Raw genomic sequence first — 17033 nt, 5'->3', positions numbered from 1 at the left:
GTGGATACTCGCTGCTATGCCTGCATCGTGCAGGTGATTGATCTCACCCTTAATTTTTACATTTAATAGCGAGAAATACATGAAGAAAAAAACAATGTTGCGCGCCGTTCTAGGTGCGCTTGCTGTAAGCGCCTTTTGCAGTTTGAGCGTGGCTCCTGTGTATGCGGCTGAACAAACGTGGGTGGCCAAGAGTAATGACAATGCCAAAATCTTGCTCAATCTGATGGGTAAGTATTCGCCAGAAGGCGCTGGTGCCTTAGGTGTAGACGGCTTGGATGAGCAAATCACCGATTTGTCGCGTGACACCTTCGATATCAATATCAAAGAAACGCGTGCGGTGATCGCTGAATACCAAAAACGTTTGCGCAATGAAACGGATCCTAAGATCAAGCAGGATTTGATGATTTTGATCTCGAGCGCTGAAGATAGTATTCGTAGCGAGGGTTTGCGCCGTAAATACTTTTTGCCTTATATGGATGTCACTGGCATGTTGTTCGGCGTGATGCGTCAAACCTTGGACCCACGTGTCCCTAAGGATCGTCAAAAATCGCTGTTAGTTCGAATCGATAAATATGCGGGATTGGCGAAGGGGCATCGTCCTTTTACAGAATTGGCGAAAGAGCGCATGTTTGAACGCTTGAAGGCAAATCCAAAATTAATCGGCCCATTTAAAGGTGAAGTTGAGCAGGCGCTCAGTGATGCACCAGCCTTAATCGCAGGGATGAAAGATTTGCTGACCAAGAGCGAACTGAAAGGCTGGGAAAAATCGTTTGCTGCGATCGAACAGCAATTGAATGCCTATAACGCCATGATCAAAGCAGAAGTCTTGCCTCGCGCGCGGACTGATCACAAATTGCCAGCCGAGGTGTACGCTGACAATCTGCATCAGTTCGGCGTGGATATTGGTCCAGAAGAATTGATCAGCAAAGCGCTTACGTCGTTTGCAGAAATCCGTAATCAAATGCAGATCACGGCAGGCATTATCGCTAAGGAACGTGGCTTGCCAGACGCTGACTATCGTGCAGTGATTCGTGAATTGAAGAAGCAGCAAATTGCTAAAGACAAAGTCATGCCTCTGTACGAAGATCGCTTGCTGCAAATAGAAAACACAATTCGCCAGCAACATATTGTGTCACTGCCAGATCGCAAAGCGAAAATTCGTTTAGCAACAGATGCAGAAAATGCCCAACAACCGGCACCGCATATGAGCCCACCACGTTTGATTGGCAATACTGGTGAATATGGTGAATTCGTGTTGACCACAGGTATTCCCGCAGGTGCGGGAGGAAAATCCTTGGCATTCGACGACTTTACGCACGAAGGCGGTACATGGACGTTGACTGCACATGAGGCGCGTCCAGGCCATGAATTGCAATTTGCCAAAATGATCGAAGCGGGTGTATCGACAGCGCGCGCGGTGTTTGCCTTTAATAGCGTCAACGTTGAAGGTTGGGCATTGTATGCAGAAGCAGAAATGCAACCATTTGAACCTAGCGATGGTCAGTTATTTGCTTTGCAAGCGCGCGCTCAGCGTGCGGCTCGTGCCTTCCTCGATCCTATGGTCAACTTAGGTCAAATCACGCCAGAAGCGGTGAAATCCTTCTTGATGGATGAGGTAGGTTTGTCTGAAGGGATGGCAACCCAAGAAATGCAACGCTATACTTTCCGCGCTCCAGGTCAAGCAACTTCCTACTTCTATGGCTATCAGCAGTTGATGGAAACGCGTCAGGCAGCAGAGGTCGCTTTGCGTAAAAAATTCAATCGTCAGGCGTTTAACGATTTCGTTTTAGCGCAAGGCTTGGTGCCAGCAAAAGTATTGCGTCAAGCGGTACAACAAGAGTTCATTCCTGCGCATTCCAAATAAGGCCAATTAGCGCCAATTAGGGCAAGTTGAGCGCTTGATTCATTCAAGAAAAACGGCGGCTTCATTTTGAAGTCGCCGTTTTTCTTTTCTCGCCCATGCTTACACGCGAATTATCTTAGTGGTGCGTAAATAAAAGTATTGCGTGGACCCGCAAGACATCCTGCCTCTTTTACTTTAGTTTGAAGTTGCACTATTTCAGGTAATTTCTCTGGAGCGAAATCACGTACCACGTGCAGGATCGCGAGTTTAGGATTGGTGGCGTGCGCTTCCATTGTGATCTTGTCAGTACTTGCCGCGAACATATTTTGGCAGCGCTGCAGCAACTCGGCATTATCTGATTCGATATAGAAATTCAATCGTAGCAAACTCGCTTTCTTTACAATCGAAGGCGAGTCTGCTTTGCCGGATGGTTGAAACGATATCGTATCTTTTAGTTGATAGATCTTGACTGAATAGACTGCAATCCCAGCGAAACAAATGATCAGAAGAAGACGTTTTAGCATGGTTGATAAAGTTAGAAAATACGGTGGGACTCGCGCGATTGAGGTGATTGATATAAAAGCATTTCAAAAAGAAAATTTACATTTTTAGAATGTTTAAGACAGCACGATTTTCTACGGTATTGCTGCGTTTATCGCTACTTGGGATTGGCAAAAACCGACATTCTCCAAATTTTATCACCTGACATTCTTGATTTTGATGCATACTCGAATCATACCATCTGCGGCTCAATTGTTGGCTCAGCTCAGATTGGTGAATTCAAAGTTGAGATGTCGGGAACCGATCATGTCGCAACCAGATTCGAACTCACAGGTGCCCCAATCAGACGCCGAACTGATCGCAACATTAAGACGCGAACTTCAACAGACTCGCGCATGGCAAACACGTATTTTGCAAGCTTTAGACCATTTGCAATCGGGGTTGGTGATGTATGGCCCAGACGACGTCCTCGTTTTTTGTAATCGTCGCTTTCGCGAAATTTATCCAGAGATAGCAGATATCCTTACTCCAGGCACTCCGTATAGCGAAATCGCGCGGACCTTCTATCGACGTGAATTTCATCGCCGCACCGAATTGAGTGAAGATGCCTATGTTAATGCGAGGGTGACACAGCATCTCAATCCTGACGAATGTGATGATGAATACTTGATGGGCCCTGATACGTGGATATTGGCATCTGATCGCAAAACCTCCGATGGTGGTGTGATTGGTTTTCGTTTAGATATTAGCGAACGAAAGCGTGCTGAAAAGCTATTAGCCGAAACGGAAATGCGAGGTACCGCTGAATTGGAACAAAAGGTGAAAGAGCGCACCCATGATTTATTACTCGCCAATCAAAATTTAGAGCAAGCTTTGAGCGAATTACGTGGGGCGCAGCGTCAACTGGTACAAAGCGAGAAACTCGCCTCCCTTGGTTTTTTGGTGGCAGGGGTTGCACATGAAATTAATACCCCAATTGGAAATGCTCTCTTGGTTGGAACTTCTTTACGTGAAGAGATCGAACATTTTTCTATCCATTCATCACAAAAAGTGACGCGTAGTTTGCTCGACAAACATGTCGATTTTGTGACCAAGGGGAGTGATGTCTTAGTCTCGAATCTCAAGCGTGCTGGAAAACTGGTGCAGGGCTTTAAACAACTTGCCGTTGATCGAGCGACTGAGCAGCAACGCGTGTTTGTATTGGTAGAAGTGATCGATGAAGTTCTATTAGCAATGGGGCCAACCTTGCGACGATCGCCATTTAAATTGGATATTCAAGTTCCAGCCGATTTGAAGATGAAGAGTTACCCTGGTCCACTTACCCAGATTATCGTGAACTTTATTAATAATGCGCTTGTTCATGCGTTTGAGGGACGGACTGAAGGACATATGGTCTTGGACGCCAGTGTCAATCAAGAGAATCACATTGAAATTGTGTTCTCAGATGATGGATGTGGAATGCCCGAGCATGTCGTCAAGCATGTGTTCGATCCATTTTTTACGACGAAATTGGGACAGGGGGGCAACGGGTTGGGAATGCATATCGCCTACAATATCGTGACCCAGTTATTGGGGGGCACGATATCGGTCGATACAAAAATAGGACGTGGTACTAGTTGGCGCCTAGTAATTCCTAGTGAAATGTGTACCTAGTATTTCGATTTTGTCGGCGTAATTTGTAATTGATGGACAATAATCTTGCGATCGGCGTCGGTAATTTTGTTCGGGAACTGTTGGTTTAAAAAATCCCATATCTCACGGTCGAGTGATTCACAACGCAAGACGGCACGACTCTTTCTTGTATATCGATGTGAGTACTCCAGATCATCACCATCTTCATTTTCTTGGTTGTATTTCTTTGTTCGACGTTGATCTTTGTATTGCTCTTCTTCGAATTTCTTGGCAGGCAGCGTGCAGTTTTCGCGAAAAACCGTACGCAAGTCTTGACTCTGAACGTCGTAGCATTGGGTCGCCCTATGCTCAAATTGCCAGCAGGTCTTTCCTACGTCCTTAAACTTGGAGATGGCCGTAATTTTTCGAATCGCGGCATCATTGGCGTCGGCACTTTTCTCTCCCGACTTAATGGCGCATGGTTGATCAGTGTAGGTCGCTTTCCCCTCAGCATTGACACACTTATGTAGTTGCGCATTGGCGTTTGCCGAGATGGCGGATAGTACAAGGATCGCAGCTGTAAAGAATCGTTTATCCATTTTGTCGGCGTTTGAAAATGTGAAAAGACAGTCTAGTGTTTGTCTGCACCTGAATTGCGTGAAGGCAAATTATACTGACATTCATCGATTTCGGTACGATCGTTTATGGGCCGCCGTTCTGGGCGTTGAAACCTCATTGTTGGCATGTATAGACAAGCACAGCGAGGTCTTCGTCGACCTCGCGACTGTGCTTTTTAGACGCTCGCCAGAATAGGCTGTGAGCGAGAAGGGCTTTGTACTTGATCGACTTCGACTTCGATCGCATTTTGTAGAGAGTCAATTGAAGCACCCGTACGGTAGGCGAATCGAATATGAATGAGATCTCCAGCACGCACGGAAATAGGGCGTGCGAGAGGCAAGGCCATATAGTGGTTAAGCCAATCGATGGTGCTATTGTCTTCTCCGCGTATCGCTAAAATGTTTTTGGTGATAAAACGAAGTGCGCTTAACTGACCACTATGCTCGATTGCAATTTGACCTTCCCATTCGATCAGTTTCTCGTTGGTTTGAGTGAAATCGATAATTTTGTATAAGGCCGGTTGACCTAGTTCAGTGGTGTCGGCAGTAAATGCCCCAGGTAATTGGAATTGAATGATCGGCGCTTGAAATCCCAAGAAATCGTAACGCTGCTGTAAGGGTTGGACTGCCATCACTACTGCTTCGGGAATGAAGATAGGCATATGACCTGGGAATTTTTCCGCATAGCGCTGTTTGAAATTCTCGATGACCTCGACCTGCTTTTCGCGCAGCATCGCAACATGAATCATTTCACAGATAACAAAGTCGACAGGTTCGGGTGGAAGATATTCGAAGGCATCGGCGTGAATCACCTGTACGCGTTCACCTCTGTGGTTCAATGCAAGTAAGCGGCGCGCTTCCGCAACCATGTCCGGGTTAAATTCAACGCAGTAGACCTTTTCCGCTGTTTGCGCTGCAAACCAAGAAAGCACACCAGTGCCCCCGCCGAGCTCTAACACTTTTGCCCCTTCAAATACGCGGTATTGAATCGCTGCTTTGAAATTGTCCATACGATTGGAGTCCATCAGCATATTGTGATGGTATTGCAGTGGAATGAATTGCCCTAAATAGCAACTCTCGGCTTCGCGTTCAATCAGCATCACAATTCCTTTCGTTCAGCGTTAATTCACATTGGAAAGCATCTATTTTGCGAGCTGCGTTCCATCAGCGGCAAAGGTCTGAGCATGAGCGTTGATTATGATAGAGCTAGTGAAATGTGAAGCTCGGAGGAAAGGGGTGTTTGCCTGTTATTTCTCGATGTGGCTGTGTTTGCAGGTGTTCGTGAGCGCTGCGCTAAAAACGATTCTAGCAACCGGTTTTAGCTCGGGGGCAAGATAGGGCCGGTTGCTTGCAGGGATATGAAGTGATCAAATCGTGATCAATTCGTTTCTACATGTCGCTTAAAGTTATCGATAATCGCTTGCCAACCCTGTTGCTGCTGTTCGACCGGATACACCGTTTCGGGGTCGAAACTGACGCTGACTTCGATACCAGCTTCTGTTTCTTTGAATTCAACTACAGCTTTGCGTTCACCGAAACTGTATTCGATCAAGGAAGGCTCAATGACTTGGTCATAGGTTCCAGCAAAGTCAAAACCCATACTTCCATCTTTGGCTTCCATTCGTGAAGAGAATGCACCGCCGGCACGTAGGTCGACAGAGGCACGGGTTGTATGCCAATCGTCTGAAGCAGCATTCCATTGCACGATATGATCGGGTGTCGTGTAATAGCTCCAGACTTTGGAAATAGGTGCAGATATTAAGGTTTTGACGGTGATTTTCATGACGGTCCGCTTAAAGTAAAAGAGTGTTTATCCTACACCGGATTTTAAGTTCAATAATAGGCAAATCAACAAATCGTCGATCGAACTTAGCGAGGAAAATGGGAGTTTGAAAAGTGGCGCGGGTAGCAAACGACTTCGCTACCCGTGATAGAGATAAACTAAACCAAGATGATGTCCGCAGCTGAAATGCCAATCAAGCTGATGGCAGTGCTGGTATTGGTCGGAGTTACTGCAGCTGTGATTTCCATACCATGCAAAATAGAGTCATCAGGCAGCACGTAGCCTAAGCCAAGGTCGATGGAGAAAGTCTTCGCCACCGCAATGCGATTGTCTAATAAATCTGCTACCCAGCCGAAGGTGGCGTCACCTTTGAAGCTATGGGCAGCGAACAAAATATCGGTTACCAATTTTCCTTTAGTAGCCTTGCCAGTCGCTAATTGATCGGTCCAATAAGCTAAACCGCCAGCGTCTGCACCATCGGTGCGGCCCAAGACGTTCTTGTAGATCAGGTTGACGAAATCAGCGTTACTCATTTTGGCATCGAAGCCCGTCAAAGTTGGGAAGAGCAGACCCGCGTTGTAGAAATTATCAGCAATTTGATTGATAGTTTGACCAGCCTTCATTTGCTCTATCCAATAGACCAAACCATCAGCATCCGGGACGCGACGGAAGAATGCGACATAGAGTTCGATGATGCTTTGCACATTGGCACTTGGTGCGCTAGCGACCACAGTATGGACATCTAGGTTGACTGTCATATCACTGAACTTGAGACTCTCGACATTTGTGGTCGTATCAGTACCATCAGTTCCTGTTTTCGCTTTGATCGTGTAAGTCGCGCCACTCTTAGTGATAGTGTAGTTCGATAACTTGCTGGCGTACGCTGCAATATCAGTCCCAGTGCCGCCGTCTATTGTATCGTTGCCAGCACCGCCAGTAATTGTATCGTTACCCGCTAAACCATTAATCTTGTCATTGTTGGCGGTGCCATTGAGCGTATCGTTACCACTGGTGCCATTGATACCTCCTGGAAAGGCAAGAGTCAGATCGAATGTGTCTCGATTGTTATTGAAGACCAGTTTTTCCATGTTGTATAACGTGGCATGGAATGGGCTACTCGCACCCGACACGGAATCAACTTGGATCGCGCCATCCGCTAATTGCTTAAAGGTATATTCGTTTCTCAGAGATGTGCCGAAATTGAGCGTATCAATCCCTCCCAAGCCATCAACGACGTAGGTGCCACCTTCGCCAACACTCCAACTGTCGTTCCCATTTGTTCCAATAACGGTAGGCATGATTCTTCCTCTTATTTATGAAAATTAAATATTTAGCCGTGTGCGTAACATTTACTTTTTAAAGCGAATATTGCATTGTAAATCGGTCGTAAAGTAACTCGCACCTGCCTCTTCCAAAAAAGCCAGTCCTCGATCTTCCATTAGCATCGCAATAGTGGTGTAGCTACCAGCCATTAAACTGAGCGGTGCCAAAACACTTATCGATGACCAATATTCAACTGGCATTCCAGTCCGTGGATTAAGAATATGACAGTACCGTTTGCCATTAAGCTCAAAGTATTTTTCATAGTCTCCGCTGGTTGCGAGTGCACCTTCTTTTAACGGAATGGTCGCAATAATTTTCGACAACTCACGAGGGTGCTGAATTCCAATAACCCAAGATTGACCGTCGGGTTTAGGTCCCAAAACGCGGATATCGCCACCAAGATTAACGTATCCGTGTCTTACCTTCAAACGTTCAAGTACTGCACCAGCTTTATCCGCTGCATATTCTTTACCAAATCCGCCAAAGTCGATTTCCATCCCGACTTTCGGAAGGTAGATGTGATTGCATTCACGTTCGATACTAGGCCAGTCTATGCTTTCGCATAGTGCATCAAGCTGTGCTTTTTCGGGTAAGCGAGGCTCTTTAAAATTCCAAGCTTGCCGCAAAATACCCGAACTAATATCAAACAAGCCTTCACTCATCTGGTACAACTGTTCAGCATAGTTCAACATTTCCCAAGTTTCTGGGTCACATTCAACTTTCTGCTTCCCCGCCGCTGCATTGATTCTTGATACGACGCTTTCAGCTTGGTAGCGGGAATACTTTTTTTCAATCCTCAAGGCCTCTTGTGCTGCTTCAGCGGCTTTTACTTGTGCGATAGTCCGATCAATATCAGCAATTACAATTTCACAAGCCGAACCCATAGCCTTGAATGGGAAGCGAAAAATCTCCATCAAAAAGTATCATCCATCGACATCAAGCCGCTTAAAACGAACGTGCTAAACCAACCTGAAAACTACGCGCTGAAAAAGGTAAGAGCCTTGGGCTGCCGTCGCCAAATAGACGCCAGTTTGAACGCTGTTCGTATTTCTCATATTTAAAATCGACCACCCAATCATCACCAAGGTTCTTGACAATCTTAAAACCTAGTGTGTGCGCGCCATAAGCGGAAAGACGTTGATCTTCGGAGAAATAAATCGCACCTTCAGGCGGATTCGGCGGGAAAGGGAAACCAACTGGACCGGCATCGACATAAAACTTGGCCGCACTTTGGCTATAGAGCCTCACTAAGGGAGTGATACTCCAGCCGGCACTTAAGTTTTGTACATACTCGAGACCGAAAGTATGTGACTTCACCGACCAGTCATCACCGTAGTAACGATAACTAAAGCGTGTCGTCGCATCGAGCTTATCAAGATGATGGTTCCAACGTACTGTCATCGTATGGCTTTTACGATCAGGGCGATTGTCGAAAATTTTGTATGGATCGGACATGTATCCCGTCGCGTTCGCTAAACCGACATTCACTTGCACGATATCGACTGGAGTTAGTACCTGAGAGACACCAAACAAGAAATCAGTTACATGCTTACTTTGATCTTGTACGATTTTATTGTTTGGATTAATGCTGTCGAAACTCAGGCCGATCCCGGCAGACCAGGTGGTATTTCGATCTTCTGAGCTTAATGAGCCTTGCAATGTAATTGCCTTCGACACGTAGTCAGATTCATTAGAGTAAGCACTACCAAGTGTGATGCTGCCATCGCCAAAGTAACGTGTCAGTCCGGCGTCAATTGCATTGCGCCTGTCATGCATTTTAGTGATAGCTGAGTTGTGATAGGCCGGTGATGCACCTGAGATGCCGTCAGTTGTCGCCGTAGCTGTCATTGACCATTCAGGGGAAATTGGCGCAACCACACCGATCGCGCTAGCTTTGACACGAATTCTGTCTTTGTTCGGTTGTTTATCGAAGTAATCGAGATATTTGACCGCGATCGAAGCTTTTTCGGGTGGGTCTTCGGCGTGACAAACTTGAGTGTTAAGAACAGCTAAGGTTGCCAATAGAAATTTTGCGTGGGATTTGCTATTTGTGCTCATTGTCCGTCTTCTTCAATCTTGCTGGTAAGTTGAGTTGTCACTTAGTTACAACCACATCCGCCACCACCGACGCCGCTGCCGCCTGAAGAAGCTTCTTTGCTGAAATAGGTATGATCGACAAATCGCGCATCGAGATTGTCTCGGTCAAAGCGCATGTCTTGGCGCGCTAATTTGCCTTTTTCCCATGGTTGCACAGTCTGTATTGTGCTACAGGCACTCAATGTCAAAGAGAGACTAATGATGCTAAGGCTTACGCTCAGACGAAGGACTTTTATTGTTTTCAAGTGATTCTCCCGCCGCAAAAATTTCATCATAAACGGAAAAGTGCCAGAAGAGTTAATACTGTGCCACTGTGGTTACAAAGAATTACACCTTAGTCTAAAAATTTTCCAAATCCTTTCGTGATCTGAGAAAAAAATTATCAAATGAGGCCATCGCTCACTAGTTTGTGCTCACAGTTGAGGTAGTTGTTAATAAATATAGATTTTAGTAAAAAAGTCTTCGTGCCACATGGCATTGTGGCCGAAGACTTTGAGAAGACAGCGCAAAGAGGCGGGAATAATAATGCGATGTCAGCTTATTGCACCACAATTTCAACGCGTCGATTGAGTGCCCGTCCTTCTTCGCTGCTATTGGTCGCAATCGGTGCGAAGTTAGCGACGCCTTTGGCGATGAGGCGACGTTTATCGATGCCAGCTTGAACCAATCCTTGAACGATGGCTTGAGCGCGCGCCTGACTCAAACTAAGATTGCTGTCGATGCTGCCAACGTTATCAGTGTGGCCAACAATGATAACGTTCAAATTATTTTGCGACTTCAGCATTTTGGTGAGTTCGGCCAGCTGTGTTTGGCTTTCAGTTTTCAATTCTGCTTTGCCGGTATCGAACAATAAACCGTAGAGCGAGACATGGCCTGAGTAATCAAGGCTTTGATTGAGCGAGTCGGCGTTGACACTTACTTGTCCTGTGGGCTGTGCTTTTTCCTCGATAATCTGGATAAAGGTAGAGACCATGGGGTCTACTTTTCTGCCACCGCCAAACGCCATGGAGTTATAGACCAGAACATAGGTTTTGGAATGTTTTCCATTTGCCGCGAAAGCACCGACGATGAGCCTGCCTTCTTCATTGTCTGGAGCCCCATTGTGACTAAAACCTTTATGGTGGCCATCGTCCCATTTGAATTGGCGTTTAAATGGCTTTGCCTGGTCCCGCCAAGCTCTAAACAGATCGTCACAATTTTGGTCGCAGCTCATGCTTACTTGCAAACCTGCCTTGAGCAAGGCATCACGGTAATTACGATGTACCTCTAAAGTCGTTTTGCCTACTGGAGATAGATAGTGCAGACGAGTTTCTTTGCCTTCAACGACTTTCCATTCCACGCTTTTCGCACCATCTTGTTTAATCGTTTTCGCTTGCGGCAGCGTTGCTTCAGTCCAATCTGTTTGCAGGTAGCCGGACATCCACGATCCTTGGAAGCGCTGAATTAAAGGGTGATCTTGAGCATTTGGAAGGTCTTTGCTTTGCGCAAGGCTTGATAAACTAAATACCGTGATCGTCAGCGACGAAATGAGTTTGGTAATGAAAGTGAGAGATTGCTTTTTCATATTTCAAAAAAATGATGAGGAGTCATAATTTTAATTTTGAATCTGGCCAAAGGATGTGATGATAATCAAATTTTTTTTGTCCTGAAAATGGTCCTTGATGACACTTTGCATTTGGTTTTTCAGGATCTAAACAGGATTGCATAATGCTTTCATCAAGCGCCCAAGATGAAATGGAAATTCGTATTTTCCCCATTGTTCCACGCTCACATGTAACTCTTTTTGGCAGACTCTCGAAGGATTGGTATTTTCGATTTTAAGTCCGAAGTTGTCTGGCATCTGGCTGACCCTCAGATAAGTGTTGAGACTGCTAACGACTAATGGTGCCGCTTATGTTCACCCTTGAGAAAAGCTTGTCGTGCAAAGAAAAAAGCGAGTAGGTGATTTTCCTGCAATTGATAGTGTGGTTTAGCTTTTCTTTTGATGGTGCTGGGCGTGTCATTTAAGACCACGGCAGCACGATAAAGTGTCTTGGCATCCCATAACACATCTTCCGACGTCATCTCGTATAGACGCGCACGACGTTGAGCATCTCCAACGCGTTCAATATAGCGATTAAAGATCATCTCCTCTTTTTTGAACAAGCTTCTGGTTTGCTGATCGGCGATATACAGTTGTTCGGTCTCTTGCTCGCGCTTGTGAGTGCGAAGAGTTTGGTCGAGTGGATTTGGATTGAGGGTGTTGGATGATTTGAGTAGAGCGAAAGGGAAGCCACGCCTTAAGCGTTCTTCGTCGCTGATGTTATCGACAGCTAATACAAGGATTTGGGTCAATGGATCGTCAACCCATTCGAGGTTCAATTCTTTAGGTAAGTCCATTACGCGAACGTAACGATAGGTGCCAAGTAAGCCACGTGGTAGGCTATTGTTAAGTCTCGCTTCTTCCTTCAATAAGAAAAAAGTCAGTAAATGCATTTCTTGTGAACGGTAGAGTTCACCGTCATCTGGTTCGTGCTCTGTGTTCGTATGCTGAAAAATAACCGCGGCATGATTGAAAGAGGGTCTTGACCAAGGAAGATCCTGCGCCAGTGCATCGAATACCAGCATGCGAGCTGCAGCTTTCCTATCGCTTCCCGCCGTTGTGTATTCAATCGATTGTCGTGAGAGCTCGAAAAGATGTGAGCGCAGTTGCGCGTGAGCATGAAAACTGATTAAAGCAGCGATACAGCTTAAGATAACCTGTTTGAGGACGCGCATATGTGTTCGTTTAAGGCTTTGCCATCATGCCTTTATTTTAACAAACGAGCGGTGTGCTGTGTAAGGGTTTGACAAGTGCGGGGAGAGCAGCGAAGGAGGCTCTTGTGACCTCCTTCCAACAAGTCTAATCTTTATGCGATTTTTTGAGTCCGTTTAGGTAACTTGATTAAACCCAAAGACATCGCTGTCGCACACAACACAATCAAGATGCCAGCAATGATGCCATGGGTGATTGGCTCGTTCAGTAATAGCCAAGCCCAAATGGAGGCAGTAGCCGGAATCAAGAAAGTGACCGTAATCGCTTTGCTTGCCCCCTCAGTTGAAATCAATTGGAAGAACATGGCATAAGCAATGCCTGTGCAGACTACGCCCAAGATGGCAACAGCGAGTAAGGCCGTGCCCGTGCCGTGGGTAATCGCATGTGGGATCGCTGGTGCAGCTAAAGGCAATAGGGCAAGCGCCGCAGCAAATTGACTACCTGTGGCAGTCGCTAAGGCAGGAATCTCTTTGGCGTACATACGAGTGTAAGTGGCTGCGAAACCATAGCCCACCGCTGCACCCATGCCCGCTAAGACGCCACCAATCACCCAAGGCGTGACATCAACTGGGCCTATTCCGACCAAAACTGCGACACCAAACAAACCAAGTATAAAAGCACAGATGCGCAACCAACTCAAACGTTCGCCGAGCATGATGAAGCCAAACACCGCGGTAAAGATTGGTGCCAGAGAATTCATGGTTGCCATGTAAGCAGAAGGCACATGCAAGGCCGACCAGGCAAATAAACTGAAAGGAATCGCGGTATTCCCTAAACCGATAATCAAATAGGTTTTTGCGTTGCGCTTCCATTGAAACTCTATACGGCGATGGCGTGCATACAAATAAATGGCGAGTGCGCCAAGACTAGCGCGCCCGAAAGTCGTCAGGAACGGCCCAAACACAGGCGAAGCAATACGCATCAACATGAAGCTTGTGCCCCATATTAAAGCCAGCGATAGTAGACGGATCAGATTGGTAGTTGACATAGATTTTTCGCTATTTGAGGGAATGGAGTATCAATAATGGTGCAAATAAGGCAGTAAATATGCTGAACAGGTTGGCATGCTAGACCTCAACACAAAAAAAAGCCAACGATACTTATTGACATCCGCTGTAAGTTTTTCTAACAATACGTCATGAGTACAATATCGTTAAATTCACTGCAAACCTTCGAAACGGCGGCGCGCCATAAAAGCTATTCCTTGGCAGCGCAAGAGCTGAACATTACGCATAGTGCTGTCAGTCAGCAGATGCGTGGCTTGGAGCAAGCCTTAGGCGTTGCTCTGTTTGAGCGCAAAAGCAGGCAGATGCAGTTGACAGCCGATGGCGCACAACTGCTCAAGCAAATTCAACCCGCGTTGCGCCAAATCGCACGAGCTCTTGGTCAGATTCAGACCGAGAAACGCTCACCGGGCATCAAGGTGGCGACCTTGCAATCCTTCGCCACTTTTTGGCTGTTGCCTCGTCTCGGCAAGTTTCAAGCTTTACATCCTGATTTACCGATTCATATTCAAGCGGCGATTGGACTCGTCAATTTAGAAAAAACGAAAACCGATATCGCGATTCGTTTTGGCTTGGGTAAATGGGATGGTTACGATGCAGAGAAGCTACTCGACGATCAGCTCTACCCAGTTTGTAGTCCTAACTTTAATCAAGGTCGATTCCCACGCACGCCACAGCAACTGTTGAAGCATCGCATTCTGTGCGTCGAACATGGGCGCGAGTGGCAAAACTGGGGCCATCATGCCGGCATCGATATTCATCAATTCAAACTTGAGTCGCATCTCAGCGACAGTAATTTAATGTTGACTGCAGCCATGGCAGGGCAGGGAATTGCCGTCGCCCGTCATAGTCTGGTCGCCGCGGAAATAGCGGCAGGTAATTTGCTCCGTCTATTCGACATCGTCGCGCCGTCTGACTACAGTTACTATCTGGTGACTCCGATAGGCTTGCAAAAGTCTGATGACTTACAAGCCTTCGCCGATTGGCTAAAGAAAGAAGCGAAGGCTTTTGTAAGATCGAGCAAGAGAGTCTTGTAGACTAAATATTTGTGAGCAATCAACGATTTCTGATTTGAAACGAAGATTAGCGTTTGAAAATGTATAGAAGGGGCCCTGCAATAGATCATGCGTTTTGCCTGTTGGAGTGCTAGCCAGACCAACCTTCAATCTCTTTGCAAACTTGAGCGCCGGCTTACTTTGTAGAGTGAAGCACAAAGTAAAAAATATCGGCGGTTTTCTCTAGGCCTTTTTTCCTCGAGGCTGCGAAATGGCCAGATTCGTAGTCAACTCTCAGTATCGCACCGGGAGCATGCGTTGATGCTGCTTGCAGGCGAGCCGCAAATTTTCCAACTTGCCAGGGCTCGACGCGCATATCGTTTGCACCGGTAAGTAACATGCAAGCAGGATATCGTACACCATCTTTCAAGGCATGATAGGCGTCCATGTTAAGTAAGGCATGAAACTCATCTTCTTTCTTTATTGTGCCAAATTCAGCGTCGTTGCCAGCCCCATTAGGCGTGAGTTCGAAACGCAGTGCATTGAATATTCCCACTTCGCCAATGGCTGCAGCAAAGAGGTCGGGGCGTTCGGTGATAGCTCGGCCGACCATAATGCCGCCGGCTGAGGTGCCCCATAGAGCAAGATGTTTTTTGTTAGTCCAGCCTAGCTTAATCAGATGTTCAGCCGAGTCAATTGCATCGCGCCACGTATTGTGTTTGCGCGCTTTTTTTCCAGCTTCGTGCCAGCTTCGTCCTAGTTCGCCACCTCCTCGTACGTGTGCATAGACAATCACGCCGCCGGCATCGAGAAACGCCATGTTCTTCGGATTGAAGCCAGGGTCGAGCATGTCCCCGTAGGCACCATAGGCAATCATTAACACAGGGTTACGGCGATTCAGTTGGATACTTCGGTGGTGCAGGATATCGAGTGGCACCTTGACACCGTCGCGGCTAGGAGCTTGTATGCGGGTTGTGGTATAGGCTGAGAAATCACGAGCGGAAGGTCTAACAAAATCGTAACGGCGACTACTGAGATCTCGAGCGTCGACCTTGTAGGTGATACCAGGTGAACTCAGTTCATCCATGTTATACCATGCGCCAGCCTCATCTGCGGCAGTATAGAGTCCCCACACCGATCCTGTTTGCGGCAACTTCACTGCTTGCACTTGGTCGTTGCTGGCAATACGGTGTAGTCCCGCCTTTCCATGATGCAGGTCAATCACGTAAATGCCGTCGCGAGCACAACTCATACTATTGAGCACGCGATCACTGGCCGCTAACACGACTTTGCCCGTGTTTATGTTTTCCTTTGCGGCCTTGATCTTGATAATCTCACCGTTGCTTTGCTTGCCTTTGGCTAAGACATAGACATGATCACCATGTAGCTCCACATCTTTGATGCCATCCTCTTTGCCGGCGATTTGTCGCCACTGTGGTTTACCCGCGTACAGATCAACTGCTTTGGCAACATAAACGAGGTTGATATCGAATTCGTTCAATACGCACAGACCGAGCACCCACTCACTACCCACGGCTCCTGTGACCATCGGTAGATCGTCTGGCATACTCGCACCATCTGGCGTTTGACCGGCACGTAAAACTTCAAGGTCGTTTTTGGGATTGGTGCCCAGTTCATGCATCCAGCACGATGAATGCAGGGTGAAATCGGCGTTCGTCGCCACTGCATCTTCCCTCACTCTAAAGTAAAAGAAGTATTTGCCGTCAGCACTCCACCCAGTACCGCGAGAAAACAAACTAGTGATTTCGACAGAACTTCCCGACGCTATATCTTTGATGAAAACGGTGGACTTCTCCGAGCCTCCTATCGATATGCCATAGGCGATGTGCTTGCCATTCGGTGCAGGAGAAAAAAAGTCAAGGCTAGCCGGCGCCTCGCTTGGTGATCTTCCCACACTTGGATCGATCAGTAATTGATCAGAAGAAGTTGCCGAATCGCGCATGAACACTTTGTACGTTTGTTCTCCTTTGAGACTCTTATAGATAAAGAGTTTGCCACCTGCTGGCATCACATATCGGAGTTGATCTACATCGGATGAATAATATTCAAGTCGTTTGAGTATGGATTTTTGTTCCGGCATTGCGGCCAGTATTTCACGCGCATAAACGTCTTGGGCTTTGAGCCAATTTTCCCATTCTGCAGTTTTGGGTTGCGCTTCCATCCAACGATAAGGATCTGTGACCGATACTCCCCAATATTGATCAGTGACTTCGCTAATCCTTGCTTTTGGTGGTAAATTTAATGTTGACTGGCGACGAATTTGTGAACCTGCGATGGCAAGACTTGGAGTGAAACTGGCCGCAATGCCATAGCTAATCAATTGTCGTCGGGTGATCGAATAAGTCATGGTTTTTCTCCAATTTTCGATAGCTTGCTCGCGGTAGGTGATATGTTCGTGAGATCGGATGCATCAAATGAAATGACTTCCAAACCCACGTCTGGCG

The 17033-nt window shown here is 46.7% G+C and carries 15 protein-coding genes; 3 read left to right on the top strand and 12 right to left on the bottom strand.

Translation table 11 applies throughout. From position 1 onward, the window contains the following. Window positions 1–79 precede the first annotated feature (79 nt). A complete protein-coding gene (locus H8K36_RS04895; RefSeq protein ID WP_222611114.1) occupies window positions 80–1864 on the top strand; it encodes a DUF885 domain-containing protein in 1785 nt (594 codons plus the stop codon). A gap of 110 nt (window positions 1865–1974) precedes the next feature. On the opposite strand, the gene H8K36_RS04890 is transcribed toward H8K36_RS04895, so the two are convergent. Next, complete coding sequence (locus H8K36_RS04890) at window positions 1975–2367, bottom strand: hypothetical protein (RefSeq protein ID WP_186914815.1); 393 nt, start codon at window positions 2365–2367, stop codon at window positions 1975–1977. A 283-nt stretch (window positions 2368–2650) separates the two neighbouring features. On the opposite strand from H8K36_RS04890, the gene H8K36_RS04885 reads away from it, so the two are divergent. Continuing rightward, on the top strand, window positions 2651–3997 hold the full coding sequence (locus H8K36_RS04885; RefSeq protein WP_186914816.1) for a sensor histidine kinase: 1347 nt from the start codon (window positions 2651–2653) through the stop codon (window positions 3995–3997). Here H8K36_RS04885 and H8K36_RS04880 read toward each other — a convergent pair. From H8K36_RS04880 to H8K36_RS04835, 10 genes are all read right to left on the bottom strand, one after another. Next, entirely contained in the window at window positions 3994–4554 is a 561-nt protein-coding gene (locus H8K36_RS04880; RefSeq protein ID WP_186914817.1) for a DUF4124 domain-containing protein, read from the bottom strand. The genes H8K36_RS04885 and H8K36_RS04880 overlap by 4 nt on opposite strands. Window positions 4555–4748: 194 nt before the next feature. Next, a complete protein-coding gene (locus tag H8K36_RS04875) occupies window positions 4749–5672 on the bottom strand; it encodes a methyltransferase domain-containing protein (protein WP_186914818.1) in 924 nt (307 codons plus the stop codon). 278 nt (window positions 5673–5950) lie between these two features. After that, on the bottom strand, window positions 5951–6355 hold the full coding sequence (locus tag H8K36_RS04870; protein ID WP_186914819.1) for an SRPBCC family protein: 405 nt from the start codon (window positions 6353–6355) through the stop codon (window positions 5951–5953). A gap of 158 nt (window positions 6356–6513) precedes the next feature. After that, on the bottom strand, window positions 6514–7653 hold the full coding sequence (locus H8K36_RS19590) for a DUF4214 domain-containing protein (RefSeq protein WP_186914820.1): 1140 nt from the start codon (window positions 7651–7653) through the stop codon (window positions 6514–6516). A 51-nt stretch (window positions 7654–7704) separates the two neighbouring features. Next, window positions 7705–8592, bottom strand: a complete 888-nt coding sequence (locus H8K36_RS04860) for an FAD:protein FMN transferase (protein WP_186915723.1) — start codon at window positions 8590–8592, stop codon at window positions 7705–7707. A 31-nt stretch (window positions 8593–8623) separates the two neighbouring features. Next, window positions 8624–9736 carry a DUF3570 domain-containing protein gene (locus H8K36_RS04855; protein ID WP_186914821.1) on the bottom strand — a complete coding sequence of 371 codons (1113 nt, stop codon included), beginning with the start codon at window positions 9734–9736 and terminating at the stop codon, window positions 8624–8626. Window positions 9737–9777: 41 nt separating this feature from the next. After that, the gene (locus H8K36_RS04850; protein ID WP_230404290.1) at window positions 9778–10020 is read right to left on the bottom strand and encodes a DUF4266 domain-containing protein; all 243 of its coding nucleotides are present in this window, start codon (window positions 10018–10020) and stop codon (window positions 9778–9780) included. Window positions 10021–10313: 293 nt separating this feature from the next. Next, complete coding sequence (locus H8K36_RS04845; RefSeq protein ID WP_186914822.1) at window positions 10314–11339, bottom strand: OmpA family protein; 1026 nt, start codon at window positions 11337–11339, stop codon at window positions 10314–10316. 314 nt (window positions 11340–11653) lie between these two features. Further along, complete coding sequence (locus H8K36_RS04840) at window positions 11654–12532, bottom strand: hypothetical protein (protein ID WP_186914823.1); 879 nt, start codon at window positions 12530–12532, stop codon at window positions 11654–11656. Between the two features lie 131 nt (window positions 12533–12663). Further along, entirely contained in the window at window positions 12664–13557 is an 894-nt protein-coding gene (locus H8K36_RS04835; protein WP_186914824.1) for a DMT family transporter, read from the bottom strand. Window positions 13558–13707: 150 nt separating this feature from the next. Between H8K36_RS04835 and gcvA the strand changes: the two genes are divergently transcribed. After that, a complete protein-coding gene (gcvA, locus tag H8K36_RS04830; RefSeq protein WP_186914825.1) occupies window positions 13708–14610 on the top strand; it encodes a transcriptional regulator GcvA in 903 nt (300 codons plus the stop codon). Window positions 14611–14764: 154 nt separating this feature from the next. Here the strand turns inward: gcvA and H8K36_RS04825 are convergent, their stop codons facing one another. Further along, entirely contained in the window at window positions 14765–16936 is a 2172-nt protein-coding gene (locus tag H8K36_RS04825; RefSeq protein ID WP_186914826.1) for a prolyl oligopeptidase family serine peptidase, read from the bottom strand. Window positions 16937–17033: the final 97 nt, after the last annotated feature.

The organism is Affinundibacterium nitidum (assembly GCF_014284155.1).
Classification (GTDB): Bacteria; Pseudomonadota; Gammaproteobacteria; order Burkholderiales; family Burkholderiaceae_D; genus Undibacterium; species Undibacterium nitidum.
The sequence above is the reverse complement of the archived record's forward strand: the minus strand, read 5'-3'. Positions and strand labels throughout refer to the sequence as shown.

Bases quoted from the DNA above. Each gene is read 5' to 3' on its own strand.
- H8K36_RS04895 (WP_222611114.1), top strand. From the start codon at position 80: ATGAAGAAAAAAACAATGTTGCGCGCCGTTCTAGGTGCGCTTGCTGTA.
- H8K36_RS04890 (WP_186914815.1), bottom strand. From the start codon at position 2,367: ATGCTAAAACGTCTTCTTCTGATCATTTGTTTCGCTGGGATTGCAGTC.
- H8K36_RS04885 (WP_186914816.1), top strand. From the start codon at position 2,651: ATGTCGCAACCAGATTCGAACTCACAGGTGCCCCAATCAGACGCCGAA.
- H8K36_RS04880 (WP_186914817.1), bottom strand. From the start codon at position 4,554: ATGGATAAACGATTCTTTACAGCTGCGATCCTTGTACTATCCGCCATC.
- H8K36_RS04875 (WP_186914818.1), bottom strand. From the start codon at position 5,672: ATGCTGATTGAACGCGAAGCCGAGAGTTGCTATTTAGGGCAATTCATT.
- H8K36_RS04870 (WP_186914819.1), bottom strand. From the start codon at position 6,355: ATGAAAATCACCGTCAAAACCTTAATATCTGCACCTATTTCCAAAGTC.
- H8K36_RS19590 (WP_186914820.1), bottom strand. From the start codon at position 7,653: ATGCCTACCGTTATTGGAACAAATGGGAACGACAGTTGGAGTGTTGGC.
- H8K36_RS04860 (WP_186915723.1), bottom strand. From the start codon at position 8,592: ATGGAGATTTTTCGCTTCCCATTCAAGGCTATGGGTTCGGCTTGTGAA.
- H8K36_RS04855 (WP_186914821.1), bottom strand. From the start codon at position 9,736: ATGAGCACAAATAGCAAATCCCACGCAAAATTTCTATTGGCAACCTTA.
- H8K36_RS04845 (WP_186914822.1), bottom strand. From the start codon at position 11,339: ATGAAAAAGCAATCTCTCACTTTCATTACCAAACTCATTTCGTCGCTG.
- H8K36_RS04840 (WP_186914823.1), bottom strand. From the start codon at position 12,532: ATGCGCGTCCTCAAACAGGTTATCTTAAGCTGTATCGCTGCTTTAATC.
- H8K36_RS04835 (WP_186914824.1), bottom strand. From the start codon at position 13,557: ATGTCAACTACCAATCTGATCCGTCTACTATCGCTGGCTTTAATATGG.
- gcvA (WP_186914825.1), top strand. From the start codon at position 13,708: ATGAGTACAATATCGTTAAATTCACTGCAAACCTTCGAAACGGCGGCG.
- H8K36_RS04825 (WP_186914826.1), bottom strand. From the start codon at position 16,936: ATGACTTATTCGATCACCCGACGACAATTGATTAGCTATGGCATTGCG.